This window comes from Vibrio owensii, assembly GCF_002021755.1.
Classification (GTDB): Bacteria; Pseudomonadota; Gammaproteobacteria; order Enterobacterales; family Vibrionaceae; genus Vibrio; species Vibrio owensii.
This window is the reverse complement of sequence record NZ_CP019959.1, coordinates 161,308-174,460: the sequence shown is the minus strand read 5'-3', so window position 1 is coordinate 174,460 and position 13,153 is coordinate 161,308. Positions and strand designations below refer to the sequence as shown.

The window sequence follows — 13,153 nt, the reverse complement described above, 5'->3', positions numbered from 1 at the left end:
AATGGCGCATCGCGATTATTTACACAAATGGGAGCAGGATTCCGAGAATGGCAAAACCTTGTGGTTGCTTTCGCTTTCTTTTCTATAAAAATAGCGTACAGTTTGCTGGTTTTTCACTGAAATCATCCCATTATGTCTAACGCGAAACTTGTTCTAATCCGTGGTTTACCGGGCTCTGGTAAGACGACACTTGCCAAGAAATTGTCCAAACAGCTCAAAGCAAAACATTTTGAAGCTGACATGTATTTTGAGAATGAAATTGGCGAATACCATTTTGATGGCACAAAGCTGGCTGATGCGCACGAGTGGTGCTTTCAGCAAACTCGCAAATGGCTAAGCAAAGGAAAGACTGTGATTGTCAGTAACACGTTTGTGCGCCATTGGGAGATGAAACGGTATTTGAAGCATTGTGAGAAAAAACAGATTGAAGTTGAAGTGCAGGTTTGCCGAGGTGAGTATGAGAGCATTCATGGTGTGCCATCAGCGACGATAGAGAATATGCGCCGCCAATGGCAAGAGTAACGGTTCTTCATTCTTTGATTGTTTCTAATCAGTGAAGCCTCTATGGTTTACTGACCGCGACCGTCGATCATCACCACTAGCGTTTTGCTCATGATGGCAATGTCCATGGAAATCCACGAGTAGAAAGAACTCAAGCTCAGTGCGTAACTGTGGTCAAAACCTACCTTGCGACGAACGTCTTCAATACAAGAATCATAACCTTGGTTTACTTGCGCTAGACCTGTGATGCCAGGTAGCACACCGTATGTGCGTTCAACAAAATAAGGGATTTCGTCTTCCAGCTTTTGATAGAAAGCAGGGCGTTCTGGACGAGGTCCAATCAAAGACATTTCACCTTTTAGCACATTGAACAGTTGTGGAAGCTCATCCAAGCGAGTTTTGCGTAGGAAGCGCCCAACCGGAGTGATACGTGGGTCGTTCTCAGAAGCCCATACCGCACCAGAGCGTTGCTCTGCATCCACATACATGGTTCGAAATTTCATAATTTCAAACAGATCCATTTTTTCCGGTGTGCAGCGTCCAACACGAAGCTGACGATAAATCACAGGGCCTTTTGAGTTCATCACAATTGCTAACGCAATCAAAGGCATAATCGGCATGGTGATTAGCAAGATGAGCAGTGAAACAACTACATCGAAAGCGCGTTTTGCTAGATGAATATTTGAGTCGTAGCGTGAAGTTTTCATGATGCTTTCCTTATTGATTAACGCGCTTCCAGCGTCCGTTTTCCATTCCAAGTAGGTAGCGTAGTCCGCCTGCGAAGTTAGCTATGTGTCCAACCACTAAGTAACTGATTAACTTAAATGGCTTAAACAAATTTAATACTGGTACTAAGTAAGTGATGAGAGCAACTGAGTAGACTGCCAGTTGTGCCAGCATCAGAAATTGAAATGCTGGGTAGTGAATCAGCAGTAATGAACTCACCAAACACATAATCATTAGGTAAGGAGTCGCAAGACGCAGTACCTTTCCCGATAGAAATGCAAATGCAGTGCCACGATAGCGGGGTAATAACAGTTTTTTCAATTTCAAGAACTGCTGCATGTTACCCGCCGAGATACGTAGGCGACGTTTGAAGTCCGAACTGTCTGAGCTTTCTTCCAGCTCGATGGCTAACATTTTTGGTTCATAAACGGAGTCATAACCTTGAAGCACAATGCGCATTGGCAAAATGAAGTCATCGTTAATGATCTCAGGCTCTAATGGCGCAAACAGTTTGGTTCTGAAGGTATAGAATGCGCCGTGAGAACCAATGGTTGAGCCGATCAATGACTCTTTGTACTTCACGTTCGATTGATATTGCCAGTAAGCTGCTTCGCCTTGGTTCTGTGTCGCCATGATTTGATAGGTTGCGTTCACCACACCCACTTTCTCATTTTGATAATGCTGACTGGCCAATAAGAGCGAGTCGCAAGAGACGAGGGCAGACACATCACTTAATGCAGTAATATCTGAAGTTACGCTCTCCATTTCCATGTTGATTAATCCGACTTTACCGCGGTTTACCTCATGGTCATGAACAATGAACAGAGTATCTGCACAAATCGCTTCTTGAATCGTATCTTGTGCAATCGCAGCGGTGTTATCTGTACAGCCATCGCACGCTATGACGACGGCCAGTTTATCTCTCGGGTAGTCTAGGCTTGCTAGGTTACGGATTTTTTCTGCTATCCATTGTTCCTCATTGTAAGCAGGAACGATCACCGTGACACTTGGCAGTGTGCAGTCACGCTTTGAAGCTTTGTAGCAGCGCTCTTTTGCTTTTTGTTTTCTTGCATTCTTTTTCGCTTTTCGTTGTTCTCTGCGTGCCGATAACCAATTCAAAACCAAAGGATAACCGACGTGATGATAGATAATCAGTAGCGCAGACAAAACAAAACCAGCCGTCCATAGTAGATCAATCATGCGTTCTCTCCCTGAGCCAATGTCGCGTAGCGGTTCACCATATTGCGAATGTCAAAATGCTTAAGAATGTGTGCTCTCGGTGATTGGGGTGTTTGTGATAATTGCTGCGATAGCGCATCTGCCAACATTGGCACTTTGTTCGGTTCGACGAGCGCTCCGATTTGTGGGCACAGTGTTTCTTTTACCGCGCCAACATCGCTTGCAATGCAAGGTACGCCACAAGCCTGTGCTTCTAGTGTGGATAGAGGGAAACCTTCTTGAAGTGAAGGAAGGCAAAACACGTTTAGGCTCTGATAAAAACGAGGCATGTCACTTACTAATCCGAGAAAAGTCACTCGGTCTTCTAACCCGAGCGTGCGGACTTGTGCTTCTAGAATGCCTCTTTGGCTACCGCAACCAGCAATTGCAAGATGGGTGTTTTGTGGCAGATGAGAAAAGGCTTTGATGAGGATCTCTTGTCCTTTCACCGTTTCTAAGCGACCCGCAGTGCCTACAATGAACTTGTCTGTAGGAAGAGCGAAAAACTCACGCGCTTTTTGTGGATTACCATCGGTGAATTTCTCGCAGTCGATTCCATTATGGATGGTGCTTACGCGCTGATATCCCAACTTATTCGTGATTTGGTCAGCGACAAATTCTGCGTCTGCTACGACTTGAGGACGAAGCACTTTAAGAAGCGTCGATTGCAGTCTCGCGGCCTTTTTATTGTTTAAATGCCACGCATCATGCTCAGTGTGGATCAGGGTTTTGATGCCATTCAAACGAGCTGCGGTGCCACCGTACAACAAAGGCCCAATGTGATGTGTATGGACGACGTTTGCATTCAGTTGTTTTAGTTTTGCTTTCAAAACCTTGAAGGTTGAAAGATGCAAGCCAGACGGTTTGTTTAGAAAGTGGAGTTGGTCTTCAAAGTCCGCCAACTTCTCCCAATGATTTAGCGCAGTTTGTTTGTTTCCCTCTAGGCTGATAACAAAAACGGAGTCTTCGGCTTTGGCAAAGCGAAGCATCTCAAGCACCAAAGTTTCCAAACCGCCTGGAGCAAGGTGCTGAACGATGTGAACGATCACGTTGCCATTATTGCTTGAGTTTCTAGTCTCTGAGTTTTTCATTCCTGAGCCCTCGACGCATTTCCCTTAATTTTGCTTATCCAGTTCATTGCAGTCTGTATGCCAGAAATAAACCTGTTAAAATTCAGCCACTTAAGCTTTGTCTTTCAAGGTAAGTCAAAACGAGAAGGGTAGATTCTCAAATTGAGATTCAAATTTCGTCATATCAAGAGGAGCGAGAATTCGTTTGCTTAGCAGCTATTTGGAATTTAATTGATAAGTTTTGTGAATCTTTTATTTCAAACCATCAGTTCTTCACAACTGCTTCACATATGGTTTTCTACAGTGCTTTCTGTCAGCGAAAAACCTGACCAAATACGCAGGGCGTTGATACCACTAAGTCGGAAATCGAGTTGAAAAACGCATCTCTACAGATGGTAGAAATGGAGAATTCTTATGATTATGTTGAGTCAGGCTTACCGTATTGCTTCGGCTAAGCGAACTTTTGTAACCCGTCGTGTTCCCCTTGAGCTTATGCAATCTCTCGTTGGAGGGAATGGGGCAAGCAAGCCAAAATCTGGTGATCTTGTATTGGCGAAAATTGTGCAGATTGGTCATCACAAATTCGGAGAGAGAACGGACGGACGACGTGCCGCGTTGTTTGAAGGGGACGAGATTATCTTGGCGTATGGGCATCGTTATGCGCCGGATCAGTTTGAAGCTGTTGTACCAGGTTCACTCGAAGAGTGCCATATGGTGGCAGCGGGTGGGATTGCTGCCCAAGCGATCTCTTGGCATTCAAAAACCAAATCGCCAACGGTCATTCAACCTGTTGGTCTTATTGCTGACTACTCGGGCAAAATCATTAATGTGTCTGATTTCGCTGTGGATGAATCGAACTTGGTTGATCTCGTCCCGAGCGTAGCGGTAGTTGGTACTTCTATGAACGCAGGCAAAACGACTTCTGCTGCGCACATCATCAGAGGTCTGAACAAGGCCGGTTATCGTGTTGGCGCGATGAAAGTGACGGGAACGGGGGCAGGCGGCGACCTTTGGTTAATGAAAGACTCCGGTGCTTATATCGCGCTTGATTTCACAGATGCAGGCCACGCCACCACCTTTAAAGTAAACAGTTTTGACCTGATGAATATTGTCGATCGTCTGTCTCAAGAGTTGATTCGATTTGGGTGTAACGCCATTGTGGTTGAGATAGCCGATGGGATCTTCCAGAAAGAAACCAGAGAATTGCTTGAGAATCGAGAGTTTAAAGCCCGCTTCCCAAACGTCGTTTTTGCGGCGAGAGAGTCATTAGGTGCAACGGCGGGTGTCCAGTGGTTGAGTAATCAAGGTTATTCTGTCTCCGCGGTTAGCGGTATTGTGTGTGCGTCACCCTTGTCTACCCGTGAGATTACACAACAGATAGACACGCCGGTCTATGGCTTAGATTTGCTTATTGAGCCCAGTATTTCGAAGTCTTTACTGTACTTTCCAAGCATGACACCGGAGCTCGAACTCGCATGAAGCTGCACGCCCTTTTTTCCGGCGTGAGAAAACGCTGGCTGGTTCAGTTAGTGATACTAGGATTGATCATCTCCGCACTCAACGTCGGGAATGTCTTGGTGCTCGACACGCTTTGGCATCATGCGGAATTTAACAACTTAGTGCTTTTCTTGCTGTTGGGAATTGGGGCGTACTTGCTGACGATAGTCGAAAGCTATTTGGGCGAGAAGCTTGGTCAGCATTACTTAAAAGACATACGACATCAACTCTATACCGAGTTGATGTCGCCTAAGAACGAGCAACCTCCAAGAAGGCTTGGTGTGTCGATGAGTCGAATGATCACCGACAGTAACAACATCAAAAACTGGGCGAGTTTAGGGGCGGCGACGTTAGTCACCAGCGGATTTTCATTTATTGGCTATCTCGTGCTTATCTTCTACTTGTGGCCGAGTTTCAGTTGGCAAGTGTCTTGGGTGGTTGCTGGGCTTTTCTCGTTGTCTTTGGCGCTGACGCCACGCTTAACCGAGCTTGCTTTAACACTGCGCACTGACCGAGGTCGCTTGAGCGGGCATTTATGCGAGCGCATTATGGGCTACCAAAGTGTGAATCAGTTTCGTCAGATTAAACGCGAAGGGCGACGCCTTAATCGCTGCAGCGAGATGTTGGGTGATACATCAAAGCAAAATAGCGTTTTCCAAGCTATTCTCACCCAACAAACGGCAATGTGGTTCTGTATTCTTCTTGCGTTATTGTTCACTCACCAAGTTTGGCAAGAGCATCCGGTGGAGCAAAATTTTGGCACTTTGATGCTTATCATCGGTTTGTTATTTAACGCGCTAAGAGACATCACCATCAGTTGGGGCTATGCCATCACTTACTATGTCGCCAAAGAGCGATTGGAGTTAGCGATGAATCGCACGCGGGGTAATTACAAGCGTCAAATTCATCAAATCGATACTGATCTTGCTTTGTGTTTGTGCATTAAGAACTTCTCCGTTCCGTTCTCCGGTGAAAACTTATCGGTCAATATCTTCAAAGGGCGTTCGATTGATCTGTCGAGTATCGACCCAATCAACAAAACCGCGATTTGCACTGTATTGAGTGGGATCGTGACCGACTACATGGGGGACGTGGCGCTGGAGAAAATGGACATTCGAACCATCAACAATTCTTCATTACGTAGGTATGTTTATATCATCGATGACCAATGCCAGCTGTTTCGAGGTACGGTTTTAACCAACATTCGATATGGCAATCGTCGAGCCTCTGAAGAGGAGATAAGCAGTGTGTGTCTGTTTGTCGGCATCAGTCCAGAGCGTTTAGATTGTGGGGTTGCTGAGTTCGGACGCCATTTAGACAAAACGCTGTATAACCAGATTCTGATTGCACGTGTTTTGTTGTCGAAACCTAAGCTCATCGTGTTGAATCACCACAGTATCGGACAAGATGTTGTATTGATGCGTTTGCTTAAGGTGAATGCAAGTGTCGAAACCTACACCTTGCTCAGCTTGGTGCGAATGGAGTAACACCATCGCACCAAGGAGCAATCAAGTATTCGTCTAAAAGGCTATTTTTGGAATGGTCGTAATCACTGGCACCCCAAGGTGTTTCTCGAGTGTTTTACGAGAGCGAATGGAGTTGTCGGCTAATTCAGCAATGGTTGCTAAGCCAATTCCCAAGCCTGCGCCGCCAATGAATCCCAAAATGACAAATACAAACGCTGGCAGGTTGGCAGGAATCGTTGGTGTGTAAGGTTCATCAATGACTTTCACACGTTTGTTTTCCTCAAACACACCTAAAGATCCGGTGAGCTGTGCCATTTCATAACGTTCAACCAGTTCGTCATACAACTCGCGTTTTACTGTCACGTCGCGAGCTAGACGGTTGATTTCAGTTGCGGTACTACCAAAACGGTTTGCATTGACTTCTAGTTCCTGAATCATACTTTGTAGGCTAATGGTTTCTTCCTGAAGCGATTCGTATCGACCGCGCATGATTTGCAATTGATGAAGCTGAGAAACAAGCAGAGGTTGCGCATCACCAATGTTGCTTACTGTTGCTGTACTGGCGATATCCCAAAGCTGGTTACTGTTCATCTCTGGTTGTTTTGAGTTGAGTAGAACAGAACGCTCTTGCTCTAAGCGATTTAGCTCACGCAGCTTACCTTGAACCATGCTGTGTGCTTCTGTGTACTTGGCGCGAAGTAGGGTTAATTCACTGCGGATCTCGATGATTTGTTCCTCAATCTTACCAATCACTGGATTGGTCTTTGAAAGCTGTTGGTCCAAGCTACCCAAGCTTCGTTTTACACCTGCTAGTTCCGCTTCTTTCTCTGCCAATGTCTGCTTTAGGCTCGCTAAACGAGTCAGGCTTTGTGCTTGCATCTCTGGTGTCGCGTGCGAGTAGGCGTTTTTGTACTCCGCAAAAGCTTGCTCGGCTTTATCCAATTCTTCGCGGCGCTTATCGATGTGAATAGTGAGAAAGTGGCTTGAATCTTTAATTGAAGAGCGCTCTGGTGCAAGCAACTGTTCCACAAAATGGTCGCTGACGGAACCAAGCACTTCTTCCATCCCTTCAGATTTACCACTGGTTAACTGGATTTGAATGAAATCTTTGCCCAGCTGTTGAACCGTTAGACGATTAGCAAGATCTTTAATGATGAACTCTTGCTCTTTCGGACCCATGGTGTCGTAAATCAAGCCTTGCTCCTGAGCAACCGAGTACAGTACATGACGACTTTTAAGTAGGGTACTTAGCGCGCTCAAGCGGTCTTTCAGCATGGTCGAGACGGCAAGGTCCTCAAGGAACGGGTTCATTTTCGCTGTTTCTTGAATCAACATGCTCGTGTGCGCCACATATTTCGTCGGCATCATTTTACTGACGACAAACCCCAAGATTGGTAACACCAACATCGGAATGACAATCAGGTAACGACGTCGCCACGCACCGTGCAGTAATAGGGTGATGTTGTCTCTTAAATCGTTCATAACGCCCTCACTAGTTGCTCAACTTGACGTGCTCTTGATTGCCAACTTTGTTGTTGGATGATCGAGAGTGATCCTTCTGGAGGTGGGAGTAAGTGATTGAGGCTGGCACAAACATCATCCACGTCCGCTACAACATGCAACATGTGTTGGTAGGGCTTAAGTGCTGGGAAGGCCGTACTGATGACTGGTGTACCTGTTGCGAGGTATTCCAACAGTTTAAGTGGATTACAGGCTTGAATTTGCGCGTTATCGACGAATGGCAGCCAGCTCGCATCCCAATGTTGTGAGTAGCTAGGTAAATCTTGATGTGCTCGCGGTCCTAGGTAATGGACGTTGCTTCGTTGTGGCAACGGGTTGTGAGGAAACTCATTTGGACCAATAAAGACCAAGTCCCAATCTGGCGCTTGATCGGCCACTTGTTCTATCAAACGGTAATCTAACCATTCTGATAGGCTGCCGTAAAAACCAAGGACCTTACGACCATTGTCTGGCATATCTTGCGCTTTTGCCGCTGGCTCTGAGAACAAGTTGAAATCCACGCCATGTGGTAGGGTAACGGTTTTCTCTTTTGGAAACTCAGCGGCAAGTTTGTCACTCGCGGCCAGAATCAGGTCTGCACTATTAACCAGGTCTGCTTCATGTTCCAAAACGGTTTGATGATCCACACCTGCTAGCGCGCCAAAGTCGTCTCCACAGTAATAAACAATGCCTTTGGTGCTCATTTCTCGACAAATGTCCGCAGCGGTAGGCAATGATGTCCAAAAAACGGCATGTTGAAAGCCAAGCTCATTCAGCTTTTTGCTCAGTTGATGTTTCATCATTTTCGTCGCTACGCTACGTGCCCATTTCGATTTGGGAGCAGGAATCGTCAACAGAGTAATGGTGTGAATGTTTGCGTCTTCTTCACGACCGAAAGGCGTTTGGACTTTGTCTTGTTGTTTAACCGAACTGGTCAGTTTGGTGACGAGGCGTTTAGCGTCTTTCGGCGTAAATTTTGGCTGCCTTAAGCCAATAGAATTGACCCAAAGAATACGATGGTTGTTCGCTAGGTGCTTTATCAGATGTTGAGTGGAAGATGGCAAGCCGCCGAAGTCTTCTCCAAATACTACGATATCTGTCATCGTTCTCTCCTTGAGCCAATTGATTCGTTGTTGTTACTCAAAGACGTATCACGATGCGTGCCAAGGAGTTAAGTATTATTAAAACAATAAGTTAGGTTATTTCTTAATTTGAGAGAGTGAAGGTTTCTCATTTTGACAATCAGTTTGAACGATGCGATTTATCACTATGGTTAGTGCGGCAAGTATGTAAATCGGCCAAGTGAAGCCTTGAGTGAGGAAGGTCCCCGAGACTATGGTGCCGATAAGTCCGCTCAGTACCGCGTTTGCACCTACAGAAAGCGTGAAGTGGGATTTTTCAGTCAGAAGTGAAATGGAACTCAATGACGTTTTTACCAGAGAAACGATCAGAGTAGTGAAAACCGCTAAACCAACAAAACCGGTTTCAGCCAGTACACCAAACCAAGTACTGTGCACCGCATGGTTAATGCCATCCCAATGTGGGCTATAGAAGAAGTAGTTGTAGTAGAAGTTCTCTAAACCAACGCCTGTTATTGGGTTATCGAGTGCCATTTTGAAAGCGGCTTCCCACGCGTACAAACGTCCCATTGCCGAGGCATCAATACCGGCTTCTGCAGCGCCGCCCGATGCTCGCCCAGAGATCCCAGCGACAGCATAAAGAATCAAAGCTGCGACTAAGCCTAGGAAGACAACCAATGCCTTACTCTTGATGTGTTTGAACGCGAAATACGCAAAGACTGACAGTGCTCCCAACAAACCTCCGCGGCTTTGTGTCTCAAGGATCGACATAAACAAGATGATACAAGTGAGCAGTGCAAAACCTCGCAACCACATAGACGACCGTTTCTCGACCAATTGGCTCACCGTAAAGGCGAGAGGGAACATTAAAACCAGCGCTAAGTCATTGGGGTCGCCTAATACAGAGCCGAACGAGCGACCAATCGACACACGCGTTCCTTCGACAATATCAATGCCGTTCGTGGCGTTGTAGAGCGCAACGAGTCCGACCAACAGCCCAGCAACGATAATCGCTTTTGACATTTGTGCGAGCTGTTTGGGTGTGGTGATTAGCCAAGTGATCGCCAGTGTCATCACAATGATCTTCCAATACGTATTCTTGAAAACGGTAATCGCGATGTCGCGTGCTGAGGCGAACACAATACCGATGATAACTAACGCCCAGAAGATGAACAGCCACTTTAAAGAAGGATGCCAGAAGACCGATAGCTGACGACTGATCAATAGATGAAACGATAACGCGCCAAGTGCACCTAAAGACAACAACAGCGGGATTTTGAAGTTGTAGATAACGGGAAACGCTTCGTGAATTCGGAAGAAAGAGAAGATAACGAACAGAGTCACAAGCCAAAAGGTTTGGTTGAGCACAAACAAGATGGCAAGCGGAGCAAAACAAATTGCGACAATCAAAATCGGATGCGGCATCACCAACCACGCTAAAGCGATAACCACAGTAATGGTTATCGCAGCGATGATTTGGGTTGGTCTCACATCCGTGGCATTCATAACGTCACTCTTTTCGCTTCCGTTCTTAATCTCATCACAAGATTGTTACGTGTTTCCTTAGACATGTATCGGAAGGCGATGCCTGCAAGCAGTGTGCATGTCAAAATGCAAATCACGATGGCGCTTCCGATGGATTGAGTAGAGTAAAGCAGGAACAGTGCCACTCCTGAGATGATTTGTAATGCGACCATCAAACTTAGGTGGAAAGGAAGCTGCATGCACTGTTGTCCAATCACGAACGTCATCGCCAGTTTGGCTAGTTGCGCGTAGTAAAGCGCGATGAACACGCCATAAATACCAAGAGAAGAAAGCGCAAATAGAAGAGTAATGGCAACGCCAGCGGCAACGACGTTTATTCCCAGTAACCAGCGAGTGCGACGTTTGTAAAGAATCGCGATGTTCAGCAGCTCGCTCCATTCTTTGATCATGGCGATTGGCAGAAGGAACAATGTGTAAAGCGCGGCTTCTTGATACGTTTCTGGTAGAAACTGGCTGATCATAATGAAGGCAAGGGTCGCGACTAGAACCGTGAGTGCTGCAATATAGATCATGCCGAAGTGAGAAATTCTCACGGCTTCTTTGCCACGATTACGCTCCAGATACGCAAATCGACGTGGCATCCACCACATACCGAATGGTTGAACCAAAATACACATGCCAATGGCAAACTTCACTGCAATCGCGTAAACACCAAGTGTTGCTAGCGAAGCGTTCGCACCAATGAACCAACGCTCGGCACCATTCAAGCAAAAAGCAACCAGCGCAGACATCATAACAGGGATGCAGTAATGTAGATGTTGCTTTGCGATCGCCATGTCAGGCATGACAACTCTGTATTTATTGATAATGTGCAGCCAGGTAAATTGAATAACGGCAGCCAGTAGACCACCAAGTAAGACAGAAATGACGTGTGGGTGAATCATCAAAGCGGCGACAATAAATACAACTTGAAGCACGGTGGTAGTCACCATCACGCTAAGCAGGGTTTTCGCTTTATCATCCTGCATGCGCAACCAGGCAGTACCGATACCAATCGCGCCTTCCAAGATAATTGCTAACATCAGCACGATGAATTCAAATTGAGAAAACGGACTAGGAATCGGAGCAACGATAATTGCAAACAGCAGAACCAAGCCAATCGCTGCTGCGATCCAGACAGAAAGCGAGTAGATTTGATTGAGCATGGTCACTTTCTTATCGCCATCTTTCTCTACACCAACAAAGCGGTACAGCGCCTCGTGCATTGCCATGCTCGCAAGTAGGGCTGTTACAACACCAAAAGAGGTTAGTAACTCAAGTTTGCCCATTTGCTCAGGTGAGAGAAACTGAGGAAGCACTGGCAGCATGATTAAGCTGATGCTTTTGTTGATCACCAACGCAATGGCGAACAGTGACATATTGGTCATGGCTTTAGACATGGTCATATCCTTTGACGTTGTCGCGCTTCTTTGCGCTGTCTTGAGCTTTATTAGTCGGGTCAGTACAAAGCTGTTGGGTAATATCGAAGTAACAACGTTCTGCGGTGTATAAACTCGCAACGTTCAGTGCTTCCATCCCCATGGTGACTTTTAGCCAAGGTGCTTCGTTTAAAAGTCGAATGGCATTGTGAAGAGAAGCGGCGTCTTTCGGTGTGTACTTGATGCAGTTCTTGCCATGGGTTAACACTCTATCCCAATAGCTGTCGTCATGTGGAATCACGACACACATACCAGCGGCTAACGCCTCTAAAATTGATAACCCAAAAGGTTCGTTCTCACTGGTCGACACAAACACACCACACTGTGCACGTAGCTCGTCAAGGTTGTCTGGCGATTCGTGCCATTCAATGTTTGCCTGAGTGAAATCTGGCTGCGAGCATTCAACGCCTTCGATGTTAGGTTTGATGTAACAGATGGTCGCATTTAGGTTTGCTGACTCATCCAACTTCATCGCGTCGAGCAACAGATCAACGTTCTTCCATTTCAAGAGGCTGGCAGCCCAGAACACTCGATTGGAAATTGGGTTCGCTTGCTTTGGTGCGCGTTCTGAAGACAAGCCGTTAACAAAAGAAGAGGTGTTTAAGGTTGTCCAAAAGCGTTCTACCGCCGGTTTTGGCATTTTTAAATAGGCAGCAAGCGCATCAATCATGGAAGCACGAGTGTTCGATAAATAATGAATCGCAGACGCTTTTACTAAGCAGTAGCCAGATGAGCGAGACACGCCGACTGGACCATGCACCATTTGCACGATAGGTTTGCGATTGAACAGACGAAGCAGGTACAAAGGCATGTCGTTGTTTGGTGAAGACAAACCCATAAACCAGTCGAGTTTTGGTAGTTTGAACGTCACCAAAATCAACTGCACCAGGTAAAAACAGTTCATCAACCAATAAGCGATACCATGATGAGACGTGATTGGAGAACGCTTGATTTTCAATACCTGTACGCGAGGGTTTGAGCTGAATGTGGCAGTCCAGTGTTCTGGATTTGTCGTCGCGACATAGCTAATCACGTCACGTTGGTCACACTGTTTAATCAACTCAGCGTTGGCAATTTTCGAACCGCCTTGCATTGGGATGGCGTCAAACATCAATACACGTTTCATGGTGAGC

11 protein-coding genes are annotated in these 13,153 nt (G+C 46.2%); 3 read left to right on the top strand and 8 right to left on the bottom strand.

The features are described 5' to 3' along the window. Positions 1 to 132 precede the first annotated feature (132 nt). A complete protein-coding gene (locus A9237_RS00755) occupies positions 133 to 522 on the top strand; it encodes an ATP-binding protein (RefSeq protein WP_078607157.1) in 390 nt (129 codons plus the stop codon). A 47-nt stretch (positions 523 to 569) separates the two neighbouring features. Here A9237_RS00755 and A9237_RS00750 read toward each other — a convergent pair whose 3' ends face one another. The 3 genes from A9237_RS00750 to A9237_RS00740 are packed head-to-tail and all read right to left on the bottom strand — an operon-like array spanning position 570 to position 3,536. Continuing rightward, positions 570 to 1,208 carry a sugar transferase gene (locus A9237_RS00750; RefSeq protein ID WP_020197377.1) on the bottom strand — a complete coding sequence of 213 codons (639 nt, stop codon included), beginning with the start codon at positions 1,206 to 1,208 and terminating at the stop codon, positions 570 to 572. 10 nt (positions 1,209 to 1,218) lie between these two features. Beyond that, the gene (locus tag A9237_RS00745) at positions 1,219 to 2,427 is read right to left on the bottom strand and encodes a glycosyltransferase family 2 protein (protein ID WP_078607155.1); all 1,209 of its coding nucleotides are present in this window, start codon (positions 2,425 to 2,427) and stop codon (positions 1,219 to 1,221) included. After that, positions 2,424 to 3,536: a glycosyltransferase gene (locus tag A9237_RS00740; RefSeq protein ID WP_078607153.1), complete on the bottom strand. Its 1,113-nt coding sequence runs from the start codon at positions 3,534 to 3,536 to the stop codon at positions 2,424 to 2,426. Before A9237_RS00740 ends, A9237_RS00745 begins: the two co-directional genes overlap by 4 nt. A gap of 393 nt (positions 3,537 to 3,929) precedes the next feature. Here A9237_RS00740 and A9237_RS00735 point away from each other — a divergent pair, with 393 nt between their 5' ends. After that, positions 3,930 to 4,994, top strand: a complete 1,065-nt coding sequence (locus A9237_RS00735) for a molybdopterin guanine dinucleotide synthesis B family protein (protein ID WP_078607151.1) — start codon at positions 3,930 to 3,932, stop codon at positions 4,992 to 4,994. Continuing rightward, positions 4,991 to 6,499 carry an ABC transporter transmembrane domain-containing protein gene (locus tag A9237_RS00730; protein ID WP_078607149.1) on the top strand — a complete coding sequence of 503 codons (1,509 nt, stop codon included), beginning with the start codon at positions 4,991 to 4,993 and terminating at the stop codon, positions 6,497 to 6,499. Before A9237_RS00735 ends, A9237_RS00730 begins: the two co-directional genes overlap by 4 nt. Positions 6,500 to 6,532: 33 nt before the next feature. On the opposite strand, the gene A9237_RS00725 is transcribed toward A9237_RS00730, so the two are convergent. From A9237_RS00725 to A9237_RS00705, 5 genes are all read right to left on the bottom strand, one after another. Next, the gene (locus A9237_RS00725) at positions 6,533 to 7,960 is read right to left on the bottom strand and encodes a GumC family protein (RefSeq protein WP_078607147.1); all 1,428 of its coding nucleotides are present in this window, start codon (positions 7,958 to 7,960) and stop codon (positions 6,533 to 6,535) included. Next, complete coding sequence (locus A9237_RS00720; RefSeq protein ID WP_078607145.1) at positions 7,957 to 9,081, bottom strand: glycosyltransferase; 1,125 nt, start codon at positions 9,079 to 9,081, stop codon at positions 7,957 to 7,959. The genes A9237_RS00725 and A9237_RS00720 overlap by 4 nt, the downstream gene beginning before the upstream one ends. A 96-nt stretch (positions 9,082 to 9,177) precedes the next feature. Further along, complete coding sequence (locus A9237_RS00715) at positions 9,178 to 10,563, bottom strand: O-antigen ligase family protein (protein WP_078607144.1); 1,386 nt, start codon at positions 10,561 to 10,563, stop codon at positions 9,178 to 9,180. Further along, the gene (locus tag A9237_RS00710; protein ID WP_078607142.1) at positions 10,560 to 11,981 is read right to left on the bottom strand and encodes a lipopolysaccharide biosynthesis protein; all 1,422 of its coding nucleotides are present in this window, start codon (positions 11,979 to 11,981) and stop codon (positions 10,560 to 10,562) included. Before A9237_RS00710 ends, A9237_RS00715 begins: the two co-directional genes overlap by 4 nt. Further along, the gene (locus tag A9237_RS00705) at positions 11,974 to 13,146 is read right to left on the bottom strand and encodes a glycosyltransferase family 4 protein (protein ID WP_078607139.1); all 1,173 of its coding nucleotides are present in this window, start codon (positions 13,144 to 13,146) and stop codon (positions 11,974 to 11,976) included. Before A9237_RS00705 ends, A9237_RS00710 begins: the two co-directional genes overlap by 8 nt. Between the last annotated feature and the right edge of the window lie 7 nt (positions 13,147 to 13,153).